The organism is Rhodococcus sp. BP-316 (assembly GCF_019836105.1).
Classification (GTDB): domain Bacteria; phylum Actinomycetota; class Actinomycetes; order Mycobacteriales; family Mycobacteriaceae; genus Rhodococcoides.
Window position 1 is genome coordinate 192,286 of sequence record NZ_JABUEE010000008.1, and the last position, 22,060, is coordinate 214,345.

The following is a 22,060-nucleotide window of genomic DNA, read 5'->3' on the forward strand; positions in this document are numbered from 1 at the left end:
GTGTGCGCACCTGGCATGCTCCGATCCATGAGTGAGAAGCCCACCCGTCTCGAGCGCACCACCACCGACGCGGGCGCCGAGGTCGCGATCCTCACGTTCGCCCACGGCGCCCTGAACCTGTTCGACCAGGCCATGTTCGATGCCGTGACGGCCGACGTCGCCGAGCTGGTGGCCGCTCCTCCGCGTGCGCTGCTGCTGCGCGCGGAGGGCAAGGTTGTCTCGGGTGGGGTCGACGTGCACGTCTTCTCGGGGCTGTCGGAGGCCGAGGGAACGGCGTTGTGGGAGGGGCTCTTCGCGGCCATCGCCCATCCGCTCGAGGCGCTGCCCTGCCCGGTGGTGTTCGCCGCGCACGGTCTGACGTTGACGGCCGCGTTGGAGATCGCCCTGGCCTGCGACATCATCCTCGCGTCGCCGAAGGCGAAGTTCGGTCTGGTGGAGACGGTGGTGGGTCTGACTCCGTCGATGGGTGGTCCGCAGCGGATGGCGGAGCGTGCGGGCAGCGGCCGGGCACGTGAGTTCGTCATGACGGGCGACCTGTACACGGCGGAGACGCTGCGCGAATGGGGAGTCGTCAACCAGATCCACGAGGACGTGGACTCCGCCGCCAGGGCTCTCGTCGCACGGCTCGCGGACGGGCCGACGCGCGCCCACGCGGCCACGAAGGAGATCATCGGTGCGTGGCGCTCCGGCGGTGTGCGCCATGCGGATTCGGTGACGTCTGCGGTGTCGGGTGCTTTGTTCGAGACCGAGGATCTGCAGGGCGCGGTGCGCAGCTTCCTCGATGTGGGGCCCGGCAAGGCGACCTACACCGGGCGCTGATCAGCGCTGGGGGTCCACCAGCGCACGTCGCAGTCCCGTGAGGGCGTCGTGGTCGAGGCCGAGCCAGTCCAGGTAGCCGTCGAACGAGCCGTGCGCCGTGGTCATCGCCTCGAGCCCGGCGCGGTAGTACTCCTCCCGCACGCCGAGCAGGTCGTCGTCGAGGTCGGCGGGGGCCACCTCGTCGTGATCGAGAATGTGGCGCCGGAGTGGAGCGACGGCGGCGTTGCTGCGCAGGTAGTCCGCGACGATGTCCTCCTCGACGACGCCGGCGGCGCGCAGCACGGTGGCGACGGTCCACCCCGCGCGGTCCTTGCCGGCGGCGCAGTGCACCAGCGACGAGGTGCCGGACGACAGGGCCTCGACCACCGCCCTGATCGCCACCCTCGCACCGGGCAGCGTCGGAAAGGCGCGGTAGGCGCCGTCGAGGTAGCCCTGGGCGGTGGTGGCGGGCACGGCGCGCTCGTGCGGCGCGTCGCGTTCCGCGGCGATGTAGGGGACGCGATGCACGGTGACCGTGTCCGGGGCCCGGTCCGAGCCCCACCGCGTCACCTCGGCGTCGCCGCGCAGGTCGAACACGTCGCTGACCCCGAGTCCGGCCAGCGTGGCCCGGCCCTCGTCAGAGAGGTGCGTGAGTGCCGACGCGCGGAAGAGCAGTCCGCTGCGGGTGCGTCCGCCGTCGGACGTGCGCAGGCCGCCGGTGTCACGGACGTTCCACGCGCCGTGCAGGTGGAACTGGCCGGGTTCGGAACCATCCGTGCTGCGTTCACTCACCCGTCGACAGTAACGACGCGGTCTCCACGCGTCCGAGCCACCGTCCCACCAGGGGACCGATGTCCCCCACGGCGTCGCTCGACAGCAGTTCGCCGTGTCGCCACGGCACGGACTCCACGTCGGCGGGTCCGGTGCAGTACTGCGACCAGAAGTCCGACATGCGGCCGAGTTCGACGGCGGTGACGTCGGAGTCGATCATCAGGACGGCGCCGCTGTAGGTCGGCGGCACGTGCTCGTCGACGAGGGCGAACAGCGTGAGCATCGCCTTGGTGATCAGTCGCGCCTGGATGTCCGAGACCGGTAGCTGGTCGCCGCCCATCGCCGACCACACCGACCACAGCGCGTCCGGCGTCATGTCCGCCAGGTCGTCGGTCAGGTGCTGGTACGCGCCGAACATGGCGTCCGCCTGCGCCTTCTTGACCGCACTGCCCGGCACGATGCTGTGCACCGGGTCGAGCAGCGACAGCGACGCGACGGTGTGGCCCTGCGATTGCATCCGGGCCGCGACGGCATGGGCCAGCACACCGCCGACCGACCATCCGACGAGGTGGTACGGGCCGACGGGATCCACGTGCCGGATCTCCTCGACGTAGCGCTCGACGACGTCGTCCATCGACCGTGGTGCGAAGTCGGGGTCCGCCACCGCCGGCGTCTGCACGCCGTACAGGGGGCGGCCGGTCTCGAGGTGGCGGCCGAGCTCGAAGTACGGCCAGGCCAGCCCCATCATCGGGTGGATGCAGAACACCGGGGCGAGCTCGTCTCCGCCGCCCAGTCGGAGAACGGGACCGACTGCGTCGGACGAGGCGATCGACTCGTCGTCGTCCTCGCGGTCGAGATGCTCGGCGACGGCGCCGACGGTGCCGTGCGAGAACAGGAGTCGGAGCACGCGGTCGACCCCGGCGGCACGACCGAGGTGTGCGGCCACCCTGGTCGCGGTCAGTGAGGTCCCGCCGAGGGCGAAGAAGTCGTCGTCGAGTCCGATGTCGCCGACGCCCAGCACGAGGGCGAAGGCCTCGGCGACCATGTGTTCCGTCGAGGTCGTCGTCGCGCGATACACCGTCGGTGCGAACGTCGGTGTGGGAAGGGCCGCCCGATCCACCTTGCCCGCGGTGGTGCGCGGAACCGCGTCCAGAGCGATGACGCGCGACGGCACCATGTACTGCGGAACCCGTTCCGCCACCGCCTCTCTGACAGATGCGACGTCGATCCCGTCGCCGGCGACGTACGCGACGAGATGATCCGATCCGGTTCCGGCGTCGCGGTGGAGGAGGACCACCGCCTGCGTCACCGCGGGATGGGCGAGGGCGGCGTTCTCGATATCGCCCGGCTCGATGCGCAGTCCGCGGAGCTTGATCTGGAAGTCGCTACGTCCCAGATACGCCAGCTCACCGGCCGAGTTCCACCGCACCAGGTCGCCGGTGCGGTACAGGCGCGCGCCCGGCGGTCCGTACGGCGCGGCGACGAACCGGCTCGCCGTCAGCCCGGTCTGCTCGACGTACCCGCGGGCGAGATGTGGTCCGGACAGGTACAACTCACCGACAGCCCCGAGAGGTACCGGCCGCAGTCGGCCGTCGAGCACCACCGCGTCCACACCGCGGACCGGTGTGCCGATGCCGACGGGGCGGTCCGGCGTGATCGGTCCGTGCACGGTGGCCCAGACGGTCGTCTCGGTGGGGCCGTAGTCGTCGTACATCTCGCGTCCGGCGGACCACGTCGCCGCGAGGTGATCCGGGAGGGCCTCGCCGCCCACGACGAGGACGCGCACGCAGTCGAGGCCGGCGGGGTCCAGGGAGTCGAGCACGCGGGGCGTGATGATCGTGTGCGTGACCCTCTCGTGGCGAATCAGCGCGCCGACCTCGTCGCCGCTGTGTACGTGCGCCGGCGCGAGAATGAGAGTGCCGCAGTGCGCCAGCGCCATCAGCATCTCGGCGATCGAGGCGTCGAAGGTCGGCGAGGCCACCGCGAGCACCCGCACGTCCGGCACGTCGCCGCGCCGGGAACGTTGGTCCGCCAGCGCATCCGCCAGGCCCGCGTGGGTCACGGCGACGCCCTTGGGTCGGCCCGTGGAGCCGGAGGTGTAGATGACGTACGCGATCGAGCTCGGATGCAGCCCCGGACGACGCTCCGACGCGAGCACCGTGTGGGCCGGGTGACGGTCGAGCGCCGACACGACGTCCGGATCGTCGAGCACGATGCGCGGAATCCACGGCGCGGCGGTCGAATTGGCCTGCTCGGACCGGGAGTCCGTGATCACGACGACGGCGCCGGAGTCCTGGAGGATGTGCGCAATTCGGTCGGCGGGTTGCGCGGGATCGACCGACAGGAACGCGGCCCCGGCCGCGGCGACGGCCCACACGGACAGGACATGGTCGATCGAGCGCGGCATCGCCAGCGCGACCACGACGTCGGGTCCTGCGCCGCAGGCGATGAGTTCCCGCGCGAGACGATTCGCGCGCGCGGACAGGTCCGCGTAGCTCAGGTCGATGCCGTTCGCCCGCAGGGCGATCGCGCCGGGACGGGCCGCTACCGCGTCGGCCACGAGGTGGTCGAGAGTCCGGGCCGCCAGCGCGGGGGCACCGCTGCGGGGACGCATCGCGGCACGCTCCGAGGGCTCCACCGTTTCGAGGTCCCCGATCCTGACCGAGGTGTCGCGTGTCATCGACCGCAGTGTCCACACCAGTCGGCGCGAGACCCGCTCGATGGTGCTCCGGTCGAACAGATCGGTCGCGTAGGACAGCTCGATCAGCAGGCGCCCCTGGTCCTCGCGCAGCGTCACGGCGAGATCGAACTGCACGGGAGCGCCGCCGAGATCGAGCACCTCGACGGCCGGTGTGGTGACGGGGAATCGCGGCGGCGCGGTGTTCTGCAGAGTCAGCATCACCTGCACCACAGGGTGACTCGCAGTGGAACGCACCGGGTCGAGGGCCGTCACCAGGGTCTCGAACGGCAGAGCGGCATGCGCGAAGGCGTCCAGGGTGGTCTCGCGCGCCGCGGCGAGGTGGTCCGCGACGGTGCCGTCCTCGTCGATCGTGGACCGCAGGACCACCGTGTCCACGAACATGCCGACCACGTCGTCGAGTGCCGGATCGGTGCGACCCGCGACGGCCGTCCCGACGAGGAGATCGCGCGTTCCCGCCCACTGGGCGAGCACGATCGACAGCGCGGTGTGCGCGACCATGAAGAGGGTGACGTCGTGGGCCTGCGCGACGGACCGGAGTGCGCCCAGCGCGTCCGCATCGAGAACGGTCCGCACCCGATCGCCCTGCTGCGACGGGGTTCTCGGCCGGGCGCGATCGGTCGGCAGCGCCAGATCGAGGGGTGCGCCGGCCAACCGCTCCCGCCAGTGCGCGAGGTGGCGCGACGAGGCCGAGCCGGGGTCGTCGAGCGATCCCAGCGCCGTGCGCTGCGCCAGGGCGTGGTCGGCGTACTGAACGGGCAGCGGTGGTAGGTCGAGTGGCCGTCCCTCCGCGCGAGCGGAGTACGCCGTGACGACGTCGCGCGTGAGCGGCGCCATCGACCACCCGTCCGCGGCGATGTGGTGCACGAGGATCACCAGCACGTGATCGGTCGGCGACACGACGAGAAGAGTGGCGCGCAGCGGAGTCTCGGTGGTGACGTCGATGCGCGCCGCCGCGGCCGTGCGTACCGCCGCGGGGACGTCTGCGGCAGAGGTGCGCACGATCTCGAGGGGAACGTCGACCGTGGGCGACACCACCTGGTGCGGCACGCCGTCGAGGGCGGGATGGACGGTGCGCAGGATCTCGTGCCGGAGGGTCACGTCGTCGAGGGCGGACCGGAGCGCGTCGACGTCCAGCGGACCGGTCAGCCTCAGCGCGAGCGGGATCAGCTGTCCACCGCGGTCGGCGTCGACGCGGCCGAGGAACCACATCCGGTGCTGAGCGAAGGAGAGCGGCACCCTGTCCGGGCGCGGCGACGTCAGGGGAGTGCGCGCCGCGGTCGGCGCCGCGACCAGCGCCGAGGCGAGTGCACCCACGGTGGGGTGGTCGAACACCGCGCGCACCGACACCTCGCGCTTCGTCGCCGCCGACACCCGCGCGGCCACCCGGGTCGCGGACAGCGAATGGCCACCGAGAGCGAAGAAGTCGTCGTCCAGCCCCGGCAGCTCCGGCAACTCGAGCACGGTTTCGAACGCCTCGGCGACGGCGCGCTCGGCCGGGCTGACCGCCTCGCGACGCGGAACCGTCGCCACGGTCCCGGGAAGGCCGGAGGTCGGTCGGCGAGGGGCCGACGGGAGTGCGCGACGGTCGAGCTTGCCCGACGCCGTCAACGGGATCGCGTCCACGGTGACGATGTGCGCGGGCACCATGTACCGCGGCAGGCGGCGCGCGGCGTCGTGCCGGAGGTCGGCGGGGTCGACGGCACTCGTGCCGGACGGCACCACGTACGCCACGAGGTGGTCGTCCTGCACCAGCACCACGGCGCGATCGACCGACGGGTGCGCGGCGAGTGCCGCCTCGATCTCGCCGGGCTCGATGCGCAACCCGCGCAGCTTGACCTGGACGTCGGTGCGGCCCAGATACTCCAGATCTCCGCCGCTGGTCCAGCGCACGCGGTCGCCGGTGCGGTAGAGCCGCGCGCCCTGAGCCGCGGCGACGAACCGCTCGGCCGTCGCGGTGGGGCGGCCGACGTACCCGCGCGCGAGGTGGGTGCCGTCGAGGTAGAGCTCGCCGACCACCCCGATCGGCACCGGACGCAGGAACGTGTCGAGCACCCGCGCGCCGACCCCGCGGACGGGCCGCCCGATGGTCACGGCGTCGTCCGCCCGGAGCGGGCCGCTGCTCGTGGCCCAGACGGTGGTCTCGGTGGGACCGTAGTCGTTGAACAGGCGTCGACCGGGGGCCCACCGGGCGGCCAGTGCCGGTGGGCAGGCCTCACCGGCGGTGACCAGGACGTGGAGTGACGGAACGTCTTCGGGGATCAGCGAGTCGAGCACTCGCGGCGTGAGGAGAGCGTGGGTCACCGCCGACTCAGCCACGAGGCGACCCAGTGCCGGTCCGCCGAACACGTCTGGTGGAGCGACCACCAGGGGAGCGGACAGGGCCACGGCGATGAGCAGCTCGGCGATGGACGCGTCGAACGTGGGGGACGCAACCGCGAGCACACGTGCCTCCGCAGCCTCGCGCAGTCGCTGGTCCGGCCGCGCAGCGCCGCGCAGTCGCTGGTCCCACAACGCGTCCACGAGGCCGCGGTGTGTGACGCCCACGCCCTTGGGGGTTCCGGTGGAGCCGGAGGTGTGGATGACGTACGCGAGGGTGTCGGGACGGATGGCACCGAGCCGGTCGGCGGGCGTCACGTCGGCCTCGGACTCCGCGCCCGTGTCGAGGACCGTCGGTGACACCGTGGCGAGACGTACCAGTGCGGCGGGAACCGTCACGGCGGTGACGGCGACGGCGGCGCCCGTCTCGGTGAGCATGTGCCGCAGTCGGTCCGGTGGCCCGTCGGGGTCGATCGGCAGGAACGCCGCGCCGGTCTTCGCCACCGCCCACACCGCGGTGATCTGGTCCACCGAGCGCGGCAGCGCGACGGCGACGACGGTGTCGGGCGCGGCGCCGAGGGCGATCAGTGCCCGCGCCCAGCGGTTGGAGCGGCGGTCCAGCTCGGTGTAGGTGAGCGTCCGCTCCCCGATCAGGGCGGGCCCGTCCGGGTTGCCGGCCACCGCGTCGGCCAGCAGACGAGGCAGCACGCGCGGTGGTAGTCCGGCGCTGCCGTGCTGGGAGAGCAACAGTGCCCGCTCCGACGGGTGCAGGATCTCGAGGGCGCCGATCCGGTCGAAGGGCCTGCGCGCCACCGCGTCGAGGACGCGGAGCAGGACGTCGACGATTCCGGCCGCGGTCCGCCGGTCGAAGAGGTCGACGGCGTAGGTCAGTGCGCCGCTCAGTCCGTCCCCGGTCTCCGTGAGATCCAGGGTCAGGTCCACCGGCGCGGCCACGGGACCCGAGTCCAGGACGTCGATCTCCAGTCCGGCGGCCACGAGAGTGGGCGGAGTCTGGTTCTGGAACGCGAACATGACCTGCACGACGGGGTGGTGCGCGGTGGAGCGCACCGGATCGAGAGCGTCGACGATCAGCTCGAACGGCACGTCGGCGTGGTCGAGGGCCCCCACGGTGTCCTTGCGCACCTGATCGACCAGAGCCGCGACGGTATCGGTACCGGTGACGAACGCGCGGTGCACGACCGTGTCGACGAACATGCCGACCAGCTCGTCGAGATCCTCGTGACCGCGGCCTGCCACCGGTGTTCCGACGGCGATGTCCTCGCTTCCCGTCACGCGGGCGAGAGTGACGGCCCACGCCGCCTGCAGGACCATGACGAGCGTCGCGTGGTGGGCGGTGGCGAGCGCACGCAGCGCCGCGGTCGTGGCGTCCGGCACCGTCACGCGTACACGCGCCCCGCAGTGCGAGGCCACCGGCGGCCGCGGTCGATCGGTCGGCAACGGCAGCACGTCCGGGAGACCGGCCAGGCGGTCCGTCCAGAACGCGACTCGACCACGGATGTCGTCCGCGTGATCCTGTTGCCACACGGCGTGATCCGCGTACTGCATGGGCAGGGGGTCGACAGTCCACTCTCGACCGGACCGGCGCGCCGCGTAAGACGCCGTGAGATCGCGGGTGAGCGGCGCCAGGGACCAGCCGTCCGCGGCGATGTGGTGCAGCACGAGAAGCAGGACGTGATGCTTCTCGGTCACCGCCACGACGGAGGCGCGCAGCGGGAGATCCTTTGCCAGGTCGAACGGTGCCGACGCCATCCGGTCGAGGACGGCCTCCGGTGTCTCCGACTCCCGGTCGATCGCGGTCCGCGCGTGATCGAGAACGTGTTGCTGCGGAACACCGTTCACGGCGGGGTAGACGGTGCGCAGTATCTCGTGGCGGTCGACCACGTCGGCGAGTGCGCCCTGCAGCGCGCCGTGGTCGAGGACACCGCGCAGCCCGAGTGCGAGCGGGATGACGTAGCCGCTGTCGCTGGAGACCGTGTTCAGGAACCACATGCGCTGTTGGGCGAACGACAGAGGCACCACGTCGGGGCGCGGCCGTGTCCGCCGCGGTGCGAGAGCGCTCCGAGGCACGGCGTCGATCTGCGCGGCGAGTGCGTGCACGGTCGGTGCCTCGAACACGGTACGGACCGGAACCTGCAGTCGGGCAGCGACTCTGGTGGCACTGAGGGAGTGGCCACCGAGCGCGAAGAAGTCGTCGTCGAGTCCGACGGGGTCCGCGAGTTCCAGGACCGTCGCGAAGACGGCCGCGACGGCGACCTGCCCGGCGGTGGACGGAGCGCGGAACTCGGCCGTGTCGAGGGCCGGGCGGGGCAGCCGCGCGCGGTCGAGTTTGCCCGACGTCGTCATCGGCAGTGCGTCCATCACGACCACCGCGGCGGGAACCAGATACCGCGGCAGTGCCGCGGCGGCGGCGGCCGACACCTCTGCCGCGTCGATGCTGTGCCCGTCGGCAGCGACCACGTAGCCGACGAGGCGTTCGTCGATCACCCCGGCCGCGGCGGCGCCGACGCCCGCGGCGCCGACGAGCGCGGACTCGACGTCCCCGAGCTCGATCCGCAGGCCGCGCACCGTGATCTGGTGATCGGACCGTCCGAGATACAGCAGGTCGCCGACGGCGTTGCGGCGCATCAGGTCTCCGGTACGGTACGTCCGCTGTCCGTCGGGAGCCGCGACGAGGCGGGACGCGGTGAGTCCCGGCCTACCGAGGTACCCGCGTGCGAGATGGTCGCCTGCGACGTACAGCTCACCGACCACACCGTCCGGAACTGCGTGCAGGCGGACGTCGCGAAGCGAGACCTCGACGCCGAGAGTCGGGGACCCGACGGTCACGGGATTCCCGGCGGCCAGGAGTGCTGTCGTCGACCAGATGGTCGCCTCGGTGGGTCCGTAGACGTTGGTCATCGTCCGGCCGGGTGCCCACGTGTCGACGAGACTCGGCGGGCACGCCTCGCCGGCGCTCATGACCACGCGCAGGTCACCGCCGGGATCGGGTGTCGCGTCCAGCGCGCGGGGTGTCATCAGGGTGTGGGTGACACGGTGCCGCCGCATCAGGTCGCGGAGTTCGACACCGGCGTAGACCTCGGGAGGGGCGACGACGAGTGCGGCGTCCAGCGCGAGTGCGATGACCAGTTCGCCGACGGACGCGTCGAACGTCGTCCACGACACCGCGAGCACCCGGGCATCGGATGCCGGTGCGTGCCGAGCCCGTTGGTCCTGGACGGCGTTGTGGAGTCCGCGGTGCGTGACGGCGACGCCCTTGGGCCGTCCGGTGGATCCCGAGGTGTAGAGGACGTAGGCGAGGTGGTCGGGTCGCAGCGTCGAGCGACGGTCGCGATCGGTGATCGGTGCGTCCGACAGCGCTGCGACCGCGGCGAGCGTGGCGGGATCATCGACCGTGATCCGGACGACGTCTGTCGGGAACGGCGCCGCCGTGTCCGTGAGCACCAGCGTGGGCGCCGCCTCGGTGAGGATGTCCGCGAGCCGAGCCCGCGGCTGCCCGGGATCGATCGGGAGGAACGCGGCTCCCGCGCGGCTGATCGCCGCGACGAGAACGAGGTACCGCGCAGACCTGGCGACGGCCACCGCGACGACGGTCTCGGGACCGGCACCGAGCGCGATCAGACGGCGCGCCCACCGGTTCGACGCTCGTGCCCACTCGTCCCGCGTGAGAACGGTGTCGCCCTCGATCACCGCGACTGCGGAGCCGTCCGTGTGGGAGTCGAGCAGGGCGGGGAGCGTCGTCGGGGTCGTGCGGGCGTCGGGATGCGTCCACGTGTCGGGCTCGTCCGCTCCGCGGATCGCGATGTCGCCCACTGCGATCTCGGAACCCCGGGCCGCCGCGCGCAGCACGTGCTCGAGGACGGACGAGAGGCATTCCGCGGTCGTGTGATCGAACAGGTCGCACGCGTAGGTGAGGACGACCGCGAGGCCGGCGCCGGCGGGGCGGACGTCGACGGTGAGGTCGAAGGTCGCGGGTGCAGGCCCGACGTCGAGCACCTCGATGTCGGGACTGCCCGAGAGCGGATCCATGTCCTGGAAGGCCAGCACGACCTGGAAGACCGGGTGATGAGCCGACGTGCGAGCCGCACCGAGGGTGTCGACCACGTGGTCGAACGGGACGTGCGCGTGCGCGAAGGCGTCCACCGTCTCGTCTCGGGTGCGGGAGAGCAACTCGGCGAACGACTCCGACGGATCCACGCGGGTGCGCAGCACGACGGTGTCGACGAACAGGCCGACGAGGTCGTCGAGCGCAGGATCCGGTCGACCCGAGATCGGTGATCCCACCGCGATGTCCGTCGACCCGGTCCAGCGCGCGAGGGCGACGGCGAGGGCGGTGTGCACGACCATGAACACCGTGGCCCGGTGAGCGACGGCGAGCTCGCTCAGTGCGGCCACGGTCGCGTCGTCGAGATCGAGGCGCACCGCGTCACTCGCCCGGCCGCGCCGCTCCGGGCGCGGTCGGTCGAGCGGCATGTCGAGGACGTCGGGCAGTCCGGAGAGACGGCACTTCCACCACGCCGCCGCGTCGGAGTCGACGCCCAGTTCCGTCTGCCGCACAGCGACGTCGGCGTACTGCACCGACAGTGGCGACTGTGCCGGTACCCGTCCAGAGCGATGGGACTGGTACGCCGACAGCAGGTCTCGCGTGAGAGGGGCGAGAGACAGACCGTCCGCCGCGATGTGGTGCACGGTCAGCAGCAGGACGTGCTCGTCGTCGGCGAGGCGCAGCACCTCGGCTCGTAGAGGTGGTTCGGTGGCCAGGTCGAACCGCGTGGTCCGGGCATCCGAGAGTCGCTCCACCAGTGCGTCGGGTGTGACGGCGGTGACCGTGAGGGTGGTCGGCGCCGGGGGCGGTAGCACGACCTGGTGCACGACACCGTCCGCATCGGCGTAGACGGTACGGAGGATCTCGTGGCGAGTCATGACGTGACCGATCGCGAACGACAGCGCGCCGAGATCCAGGTCGCCGCGGACGCGCAACGCCAGCGGCATGACGTAGGACCCCGGTTCGTACCGGTCGAGGAACCACATCCGGTGTTGGGCGTGCGTGAGCGGGATGCGGTCGGGACGCGCAGCGTGGAACCCGTGGTCGGTGTACGCGTCTCCCGCATCGACGGCGGCAGCCAGCCCCGCGATGGTCGGGACGTCGAAGAGCGTGCGGAGCGTCAGGTCGCGTCCGGTCGCCGACCGGATGCGCGCGACGACCCGCGCCGCGCTGAGGGAGGTGGCGCCGAGCGCGAAGACGTCGTCGTCGGCACCCACCGGAGCGGACGTCTGCAGGACGGCCTCCACGATGTCCGCCACGACACGCTGGGTCGGTGTGAAGGGAGTGCGGTGGACCCGGCCGCGGCGCGCGGGTGCGGGCAGCGCACGCTTGTCGACCTTGCCCGACGCGGTGAGGGGAATGGTCTCGATCTCCACGATGTCGTCGGGAACCAGATGGCGCGGAAGCGACGAGCGCAGCGACTGCAGCAACGCCTCCGGGACGGCTGAACGGCCCCGTGTCGGAACGACGTACGCGACCAGTCGATCTCCGACGACCGTTGCCACCGCGCGGTCGATCAGGCCCGACCGCGTCAGCACGGCCTCGATCTCCGCCGGCTCGACGCGCACGCCGCGCACGGACAGCTGGTCGTCGCTCCGGCCGAGGAAGTACAGGTCGCCGGCGGCGGACCAGCGGACGCGATCGCCGGTCCGGTAGAGACGTGATCCGTCCGGTCCGGCCACGAACCGTTCCGCGGTCAGCGCGGAGCGATGCGCGTAGCCGCGGGCGAGCTGCGCACCACCGAGATACAGCTCACCGGGGACGTCGACGGGAACGGGGCGCAGGGCGTCGTCCAGCACGAGGGTCGTCGTGTTCCACACCGGCCGCCCGAGGGGGACGTCCGTCGTGTCGGCGTCGGTCACGACGTGGGCGGTGACGTCCACCGCCGCTTCGGTCGGCCCGTACAGGTTCACCACTCGTACGGGGAGCACGGCGCGGACGGCGGCGGCGACCCGCGCGGGCAGCGCCTCGCCCGACGAGAGGATCGTGCGCAGCAACGTGCAGGCGGCGAGGCCCGGTGCGTCCGCCATGAGCGCCAGCATCGACGGGACGGCGTGCACCACGCTGACGCGGTGCCGTGCGATCAGTTCCACCATCAGATCGGCGTCGCGGTGGTCGTCCGGATCCGCGACGACGACGCGGGCACCGATCTGCCACGGCAGGAACAGCTCCCACACCGAGACGTCGAAGGTGGCGGGTGTCTTGTGGAGCACGACGTCGTCCGCGGTGACACCGACGCACTCGGCGCGCCAGCGCAGTTGGTTCACGATCGCGGCGTGCGACACCCCGACACCCTTGGGCTGCCCGGTGGATCCGGACGTGAAGAGCACGTAGGCGAGGTGGTCCGGGCGCAGGGGTGCGAGGCGATCGTCGTCGGTGAGGGGTGTGTCGGAGAAGGACCCGAGGGGCGCATCGGTGATCGTGATCCACTCGACGTCCTCGGGAAGCATTGCCGCACTCCCGATACCGAGCCGCGCACCCGACATGGTCACCGCGTGTCGAAGCCTCTCGGCGGGATGGCAGGGATCGAGCGGGACGTAGTGCGCGCCGGTGGCCACGACGGCGTGCACGGCGACGAGCAGATCGATCGACCGCTCGAGCGCCACCGCGACGGCCGTCTCCGGTCCGGCGCCGCGGCTGATCAGGTACCGGGCGAGGCGGTGGACACGAGCCGAGAACTCGGCTCGGGTGACGTGTCGATCGCCGTGAGTGAAGGCCACACGGGACGGATCGAGAGCCGGTACGGCGTCCGGGAGTGTGGTGGGGACGAGGGGGTGCCGGGTGGAGTTCCACGTCTCGGTGACGAGGGTGCGCTCCGTCGCCCCGAGCAGGTCGATCTCGGCGAGCACACGCGAGGGGTCGAGTGCCGCCAGCACTCGCAGGAGTCGGGCCAGCAGTCGGTCCACGGCGTCGGTGTCGAGGACGTCGCGGCGGTGCGTCGCGCGCACGACGAGGCTCTCTCCCGGTTCGACCGCCAGGGACAGCGGGTAGTGCGTCGCGTCGCGTGCCTCGACGCCGAGAACGGAGAGGTCACCCGCCGCCGCGGTCAGAGCGGTGCGATCCAGTGGATACGACTCGAAGGCGAGCGACGTGTCGAATCCGGCGCCCGGCCCGACCTCCGCCTCGATGGCGGACGGAGCGAGGTGATGATGATCGAGCAGCGCGGCCTGCTCACGCTGCAGTCGCTGAGCCGACTCCCGCACCGTCGCTGCGCGTTCGAGCCGCACGCGAACCGGAACGGTGGAGATGAGGAGCCCCACCATGGATGCGGAACCGTCCAGCTCGGCCGGTCGGCCCGAGACGGTGGCTCCGAAGACGATGTCGGTACGGCCCACCGCGGAGCCCAGTACGAGTGCCCACGCGAGTTGCACGAGGGTGTTGACCGTGACCCCCGCGGCGCCGGCGCGCGCCACGAGTTCGGCGGTGCGCTCGGTGCTCAGGGTCGCGATGCGCTGTCCGGGTGCCTCGTCGATTCCGGAACCGTGCGCGGGAGCGAGCAGCGTCGCCTCGGTCGACCCGGTCAGGGCCTCCGACCATGCCGCGAGCGAGGCCGTGGTGTCGCGTTCGCTCACCCACTGCAGGAAGCCGCGGAGCGGAGGCGGCGCGCGCCGGGGGTCCTCGCCGGAGTAGTCGGCCAGGAGGTCGGCGAGGACGATCGGCAGGGACCAGCCGTCGAGGAGCAGATGGTGATGGGTGAGCACCAGGGTGTGCCGCTCGTCCCCGGTGTGCAGCAGAGCGACGCGCAGCAGCGGTGCGGCGGCCACGTCGACGGCGACGCCGCGATCGTGCGCGAGGAAGGCGTCGAGCACGGCGGCAGGGTCGGGATCGGCCCGGACGTCCACCTCCGTCCACGGCACCGTGACGGAGGCCGCGATCACCTGGACGTCCGTCCCGTCGGCGGTGGTGTCGAAGGCGACCCGCAGCGCGTCGTGACGGTCCACCAGCGAGTACGCGGCCCGCCGCAGACGGTCGGCATCGAGCGCTCCACCGAGGTGCACGATCGTCTGCACCACATAGGGATCGACGCTCCCGGCGGCGAGGCGGGCATGCACCAGCAGGCCCGCCTGCAGTGGCGCGGTGGGCAGGACGTCGATCAGCGTGGGATGACGCCCGGTCCACCCGTCGACATCGAATGGTGTCGCATCGGCCAGCGGGAAGTCCGACGGTGACCGCCCGCCGGCGCCGGGGGTGTCGACGTGCCGCGCGACGGCCGTCGCCGCCTCGACCCACAGCGAGACGAAGGCCTCGACGTCCGCGTCCGCCAGGACCGCGTCGAGCGTGCTCAGTCGTGCGATCAGGGTGTCCCCGAGGACGACGGTGTCGATCTCGAGCACGGCGGCCGCACCCAGGCCCTCGGGCCGTGGTCCCGACAGCGGGGAGATGCCGGGAACCGGGAGCCAGTCACCGGTGTCCGTCGTCGTCATCCTGCCGAGGTGCGCGAACGAGATCTGCGGTGTCCAGCGCAGGGCGTGGCGCGCGTCGTCGTCTGCCCCGTGTCGCAGCAGCCCGTAGCTCGCGCCGTGGTCGGGAACTCGTGCGAGGTGCTCCTTGACCCGCAGAATCGCCTCGCCCGCAGCAGGTCCGCCGCGCAGCGCCGCGGCGATGTCGAGACCCGTGAGGTCCAGTCGTACGGGGAACACCGTGGTGAACCAGCCGACGGTGCGCCCGGTGTCGGCGCCGGGAACCAGGTCGTCCTCCCGTCCGTGTCCCTCGAGTTGGACGAGCCTGGTCGGTGCGTCGTCCTGTCGCCACGCGGCCAGCGCGAGGGCGAGCGCGGCGAGGAGGGCGTCGGTCGGTCCGGCGTGGAACAGGGTGGGCGCGCGGACCAGTAGTGCGTCGGCGATCTCTGCTGGAAAGGCGACGTCCCGGACCGTCGTGTCCCGTACCCGATCGACGACGGGGTCGAGGAGTCGTTGTCCGAGAACGGGATCGGGGCCGTCCAGAACGCCGGTCCAGTACGGCAGCCGCGCGCTCGCGTCGTGCGCTGCGAGACCGGACGACCAGCGCCGCATCGACGTGCGGACGGGGGCGAGAGTCGGTGCGACCCCGTCGCGCACCGCGGCCCACGCCGCGACGAGATCGGCGACGAGGACGCCCCACGACACCACGTCCACCACCAGGTGGTGCGCCGCGATCACGAGGCGTCCCGCCGTGTGCTCGCCGAGGTCGTTCCAGCCGAGACCGAGCATCACGCCGTTCTCGGGAGCGAGTGTCGCGACGATGTTCTCCACCGCGAGATCGGCACCGCGGCGCAGCAGTCCGTCGACCCGGACGGCATCCCGCGGGCGCACCTCGAGGTGTACGCCGTCCGCGTCGCGGACCAGCACGGAGCGCAGCATGTCGTGGTGCGCGACCACGGCCTCGATCGTGGACACCAGGGATGCGCGGTCGATGCCGACCGGGAGCGAGAGCGTGAGGGTCTGAGCGAACCGATCCGGTGTTCCGCCGCGCTCCAGCAGGTGGCGCACGATGGGTGTCGGGTCGACGCGGCCGATGCCGCTGCCGGGTGGCTCGTCGACGGTGCCGACCGTGTCCGCCACGCGCGCGAGCCCGGCGGCACTGCGTTGTTCCACGACGTCACGAGCGCTGATCCGCACGCCCGACGCCGCCGCGACGGTGACCAGTCGGATCGAGAGGATGCTGTCACCGCCGAGCGCGAAGAAGTCGTCGTCGACCCCGACATCGTTGCGGGACAGCACGTGTGACACCGCGTCGAGCAGCCGACGCTCGATGTCGGAGGCGGGTTCGCGGCGGGTCGTGGTCCGGCGCTCCGGCTCGGGGAGTGCGCGGACGTCCACCTTGCCGGAGGCGGTCAGCGGGAGCGCGTCCAGCGGCACCACGTGCACCGGGACGAGGTGGCTCGGCAGCGTCCGGACGACGGCGGCGAGAACGTTCGCGGGGTCGGCGTCACCGGTCACGTACGAGACCAGCTGCTCGCTGTCGCCGTCACGGCGGACCACTGTGACGGCCTGCGTCACACCGGGAACCGCGACGAGGGCCGTGTCGATCTCGCCGGGTTCGACACGGCGCCCTCGTACCTTGACCTGACTGTCGGTGCGCCCCAGATACTCCAGGTCACCGGACGACGTCCACCGTGCGCGGTCACCCGTGCGGTACAGCCGCGTTCCGTCGACCCCGGCCACGAAGCGCGCCGCGGTCTCCGCCGACCGTCCGACGTACCCGCGGGCCAGGCCGGGTCCGGCGAGGTGCAGCTCACCCGGAACTCCGACCGGGACGGGGCGCAGGCGGGAGTCGAGCACCACGGCGCGCACTCCGGGCAGGGGACGCCCGATGGTGACGGTTCCGGACTCCGCCAGCGGCGCAGTCCCGGTGGCCCACACCGTGGTCTCGGTGGGTCCGTAGTCGTTGTGCAGCAGGAGGCCCGGTGACGTCGACCACCGGGACGCCAGCGCGGGCGAGCACACGTCGCCGACACTGAGGACCTCTCGCAGCGACGGAGCTCCGGTCGGGGACAGTGTCTCGAGCACCCGCGGAGTCAGGATCGCGTGGGTGATCGATTCTCGTCGCAGCAGATCCTGCAGAGGTGCACCGGAGTACGCGTCGGAATCGGCGACGACGAGGCAGCCGGACAGTGCGAGGGCGAGAAGGTGTTCCGAGATCGACGCGTCGAAGGTCGGAGCCGCGACGGCGAGGACGCGACTGCCCCCCATCTCCGGAACCCGTGTCTCCGCACCGCGTGCGCGGTGGCCGGCCACGACACCGTGCAGTCCGGCGTGGGTGATGGCGACGCCCTTCGGACGGCCGGTGGAGCCGGAGGTGTACATGACGTAGGCGAGCTCGGTGATCGCGGGGTGCTCCCTCGTCAGCGGCTCCGGTGCGACGTCCGTGACGGCCACCCGGGTCGTTCCGCTCGGCAGATCGACGGGATGTCGATCCGTCGTGACGACGAGGGTCACCCCGGATTCGGCCAGCACGGCGGCGAGCCGCTCGACGGGGTCCGCGGGGTCGACCGGGAGGAACGCGGCACCGGTACGCACGACGGCCCAGAGCGCGATCACCTGGTCGACGGACCGCGGAAGTGCCAGCGCCACCACGGTTCCCGGAGTCGCCCCCGCATCGCGGAGAGTGCGGGCGAGGCGCCCGGAGGCGTCGTCGAGTTCGCCGTACGTGAGCGTGGCCGTTCCGCCGCGCACGGCCGGCGCGGCCGGATTGCTGCGCGCGACCGCCGCCATGAGGTCGCCCAGCGTCGTCGCCGTCGGTGCCGGCCCGCCCGACCGGTCGAGCAGATCGGCCGCCTCGCCGTCGTCCAGGAACGCGAGATCGCCCACGGTGGTGTGGTCGTCCGCCGCGACGATGCCGCCGAGGAGTCGCGTCAGCCGCACGCCGTGCCGGTCGATGTCGAAGGCGTCGTAGCGCTCCGGGTTCCACTGGATGTCCAGCGTCAGTGTGTCGCCGGTGTAGATGTTGATCGCGGTGTCGTGGACGGGCCCCGACGACAGGATCCCGACTGGAGCCGAGATGTCGTCGAACTGCAACGGGGCGACGAACGGCATGATGTTCACTACGGGGCCGAAGGAGACTCCGAACGGCCGCACCTCCGGTGCCAGAAGCTGATCCCAGTCCCGGAAGCGTTGGTGCCGAAGCGCTCCGGTGATCTCCCGCCGTACCTGTACGAGCAGTTCTCGCACCGTCGTGGTCGCGTCGACCGTCAGCCGCAGCGGCACCAGATTGGCCATCATCCCGGCCGTCGCCCGCAGAGCGGCGGTGGTGCGTCCGGTGACGGGGAAGCCGAGGACCACGACGTCGGTGTCGAGCACCCGCGACTGATGCACGGCGAGAGCGGCGACGACGGCGAGCGGGTCGGCTGCGGTTCCCCTCGGCTGGGTCCACGGCAGGCGCGTCGCGACGGGTTGCCGGGGTGCGCTCGGGGGTGCCGCCGACAGGGCCGTGGGGCCGCCGACGTCGGCGAGGTGCTCGCGCCAGTGGGCGAGGTCGGTGTCGTGGCGACGTGACGCGGCGTAGGCGACCTCCGCATCGTGGATGCGGGCGGCGGTGTCGGGCGTCGGCGCCGGTCCCGGAGCCGACGTCCCCGAGTAGTGGCCGGCGATCCGTCCGAGGAGGGTGAAGGCGCCCTGGCCGTCGAGCACCACGTGGTGGGCTCGCAGATACAGGAACGTGCGGTGATCGTCGAGTCGGAGGAACACGCATCGAACCAGCACGGTTCCGTGGAGATCGACGGGCTCGCGGAACTCGGCGCGCATCCACGCGTGAGCGGACGCCTCGGGGTCGGCGTCGCCGCGCAGGTCGAGCACGTCGAGGTTCATGACGGCGTCCTCGACGTGGATCAGACACGGCTCGTCGTCCTCTCCCTGCGCGAGGCGGGTCTGCCGCAGGCCGGACTCGGTGCCCGCGGCGTACATCGCCCGTTCCAACCGAGCGAGGTCGACACCCGAGCCGACCGGAGCGGAGATGTCGACGTACAGGGCGACGGTGAGAGCCGCGTCGGGATCGAGGCGCTGGGCCAGCCAGAACGGCCGTTGCGCACCCGTCAGGGGAACCCGGGCGGGGCCGCCGTCCGGTTCGGGGGACACGACCGCCCCCTCGTTCCGGTCGTCTCCCACAGGACGAAACCTATCCGCGGGAATTGCCCGTTCGGTCGGGCTCGCCGTCTTCTGGAGGACTCACAGGAGGCGGCGACGACTGCTGGTCCGGGCCACGCCCCACGGCTCGGGAAGAGAGACACATTAATAGTTGTTTACCTCAGGTATCTATCTATATAGTTGCAGACAGCAAGTAAACGAGTTCGAGGAGAGATCGCCGTGGCCGTCCACACCGAGACAGCAGAGCTGCTGATGGAAGAAGTCTTCCGCTTCGGCCGCGCACTGCGCGTGGCCGTGTCGACGGGGGACGACCGCACCGAGTTGCCGGCCGCCCTGGTCGGCGTACTGGGAACGCTCGCCACCCACGGCGAGTGCCGACAGTCCGAACTGGCGAACGCCATGTGCACCAGCCAGTCCGTGCTCAGCCGCCAGCTCGCCGAGCTGGTGGACGCGGGCCACGTCGTGCGTACTCCCGATCCCGACGACGGACGTGCCACCCGGGTTCGGGTGTCCGACGCCGGACTCGCCTGCTTGGACCGCATCAAGGAGCACCGAGTCGCACGGTTGTCCCGCATGTTGGGGGACTGGGACGAGGACCAGGCGAATGCCGCCCTCGACTCCATCCGTCGACTCACGTCCACCTTCACCGACGAGGCGCAGGCCCGGCACTCCGGCCAGCGCATCCTCTCGCATAACTGAGAATAGGAAGAACCACAGACATGACCGTCACACACGACACTCCGCCCTCCCGGGTGAGTGACACCGATCAGCTCTCGGCTCCCGCCGAGGCCGCCGCGGACTCGACCCCGATGACGCACCGGCAGATCCTCGAGGCCCTGATCGGTCTGCTCGCCGGGCTCTTCACCGCCCTGCTCAGCACGACCATCGTCTCGACCGCCCTGCCCACCATCATCGGTGACCTGAAGGGCTCGCAGACCGCGTACGCCTGGGTCATCACGACGGCACTGCTCGCCAACGCGGCCTCGACGCCGATCTGGGGCAAGCTCGCCGACCTCTTCAACAAGAAGCTGCTGGTCCAGAGCTCACTCGTCATCTTCGTCATTGGCTCCGTCATGGCCGGCCTCGCGCACAACGTGCCGATCCTGCTCGCCGCTCGCGTGGTGCAGGGCATCGGCATGGGTGGTCTGACCGCACTCGTCGTCGCCATCATCGGCAGCATCGTGTCTCCTCGTGAGCGCGGTCGCTACTCCGGCTACATGGGCGCCGTCATGGCCGTCTCGATGTCCGGCGGCCCGATCCTCGGCGGCGTCATCGTCGACAGCCCCCTCGGGTGGCGCTGGTGCTTCTTCGTCTGCATCCCGCTCGCCGTCATCGCTCTGCTGCTGCTGCAGCGCACGCTGCACATCACCACCGAGCGCAAGGACGACGTCTCCATCGACTGGCTCGGCGCGCTTCTCCTCACCGCCGGTGTGTCCGTGCTGCTCATCTGGGTCTCGTTCGCCGGCAAGGCCGGGTACTACGACTGGATCTCCCGTGAGACCGCGATGTACGTCGGCGGCGGTGTCGCTCTGCTGATCCTCACCGTCCTCGTCGAGGCGAAGGTCAAGAGCCCGATCATCCCGCTCAAGATCGTCACCGAGCGCACCACCGGACTCGCCATCATCGCCTCCGTCGCCGTGGGTGTCGGCCTGTTCGGCGCCACCACCTTCCTGGGTCAGTACTTCCAGACCGCTCGTGGCTACTCGCCCACCGCGGCAGGCCTGCTCTCCATCCCGCTCGTCGCCGGCATGCTCGTCTCGTCGGTCGGCTCCGGTCAGCTGATCTCCCGCTTCGGCAAGTGGAAGCCCTTCATCGTCACCGGTTCCTTCCTGCTCGTCGTCGGCTTCGGTCTGCTGGGCACGCTCGATCACGCCACCAACCTGTGGCTCGTGGGCGTCTTCATCGCCATCGTCGGCCTGGGCACCGGCATGCTGATGCAGAACCTCGTCCTCGCCGTCCAGAACACGGTCAGCGTGCAGAACATCGGCGCCGCATCGTCCACCGTCGCCTTCTTCCGTACCTTCGGTGGAGCCATCGGCGTCTCGGTCCTGGGCTCGGTTCTCGCCACCCGCGTCGCCGACAACTCGGCCTCCGGACTCGCCGCCCTCGGTGTCCCCGCCGGCTCCAACGGCGGCGGCACCCTGGACATCGGATCGCTGCCCGACCCGATCGCCGCGGTCATCCGTACCGCCTACGGTGACGCCACCGGACGCATCTTCCTGATCGCCGGGTTCGTCGCACTGGTCACCGTGCTCGCGGTGCTGTTCATCCCGAACCGCCCGCTGCGCACCACGATCGACCTGAAGCCGCAGGGTGAGCAGGCCGTGCCCGTCGAGGGCTCGGACGTGCAGGGCGAGACTGTCGTGGACATGCAGAAGGACGAGGCTCGCACCGACACCGCGGACACCACGGAGATCGCACCGGTGACCGCTCCCGTCGGCAAGCACGAGGCCGCGGAGGGCTCCGCACCGTTCGACGGACTGAGCACCGATGCCCGCGACCGGCTGCTGTCGCTGCTGCTGCCCAAGCCCGCGGAGACCCTCGACGCACTCGAGGAGGCCGAGGTGCTGCGCGCCGAGGTCGCCGAGCTCCAGCAGGAACTCGACTCCAAGATGCTGAGCTTCGACGCCGTGTGCGAACGACTGCGCCGGTTGGGTCTCAGCGAGGACCAGATCGCTCGCGTTCTCGGTGACGTCCACGTGCCGGACGTGCACTCGCGATTCGACGCCTCGCACAACTAGTTCGACGACGACAGAGCGGACGCACCCGATTCGGGTGCGTCCGCTCTCTCGTGCGTGGGATGCACGGGTTCCGTGATGTGCACACCCCTTCTATCCGGCGGACGAGGGT

5 protein-coding genes are annotated in these 22,060 nt (G+C 71.3%); 3 read left to right on the forward strand and 2 right to left on the reverse strand.

Translation table 11 applies throughout. From position 1 onward, the window contains the following. Window positions 1-27 precede the first annotated feature (27 nt). Entirely contained in the window at window positions 28-819 is a 792-nt protein-coding gene (locus HQ312_RS16755; protein ID WP_222639406.1) for an enoyl-CoA hydratase/isomerase family protein, read from the forward strand. Here HQ312_RS16755 and HQ312_RS16760 read toward each other — a convergent pair whose 3' ends face one another. Next, complete coding sequence (locus tag HQ312_RS16760) at window positions 820-1,590, reverse strand: tyrosine-protein phosphatase (protein WP_222639408.1); 771 nt, start codon at window positions 1,588-1,590, stop codon at window positions 820-822. After that, the gene (locus tag HQ312_RS16765; RefSeq protein ID WP_222639410.1) at window positions 1,583-19,201 is read right to left on the reverse strand and encodes an amino acid adenylation domain-containing protein; all 17,619 of its coding nucleotides are present in this window, start codon (window positions 19,199-19,201) and stop codon (window positions 1,583-1,585) included. Before HQ312_RS16765 ends, HQ312_RS16760 begins: the two co-directional genes overlap by 8 nt. Before the next feature lie 228 nt (window positions 19,202-19,429). On the opposite strand from HQ312_RS16765, the gene HQ312_RS16770 reads away from it, so the two are divergent. Both HQ312_RS16770 and HQ312_RS16775 read left to right on the forward strand, forming a co-directional pair. Then, complete coding sequence (locus HQ312_RS16770) at window positions 19,430-19,909, forward strand: MarR family winged helix-turn-helix transcriptional regulator (RefSeq protein ID WP_027504681.1); 480 nt, start codon at window positions 19,430-19,432, stop codon at window positions 19,907-19,909. Window positions 19,910-20,019: 110 nt separating this feature from the next. Beyond that, the gene (locus tag HQ312_RS16775; protein ID WP_222632584.1) at window positions 20,020-21,951 is read left to right on the forward strand and encodes an MDR family MFS transporter; all 1,932 of its coding nucleotides are present in this window, start codon (window positions 20,020-20,022) and stop codon (window positions 21,949-21,951) included. Window positions 21,952-22,060 lie beyond the last annotated feature (109 nt).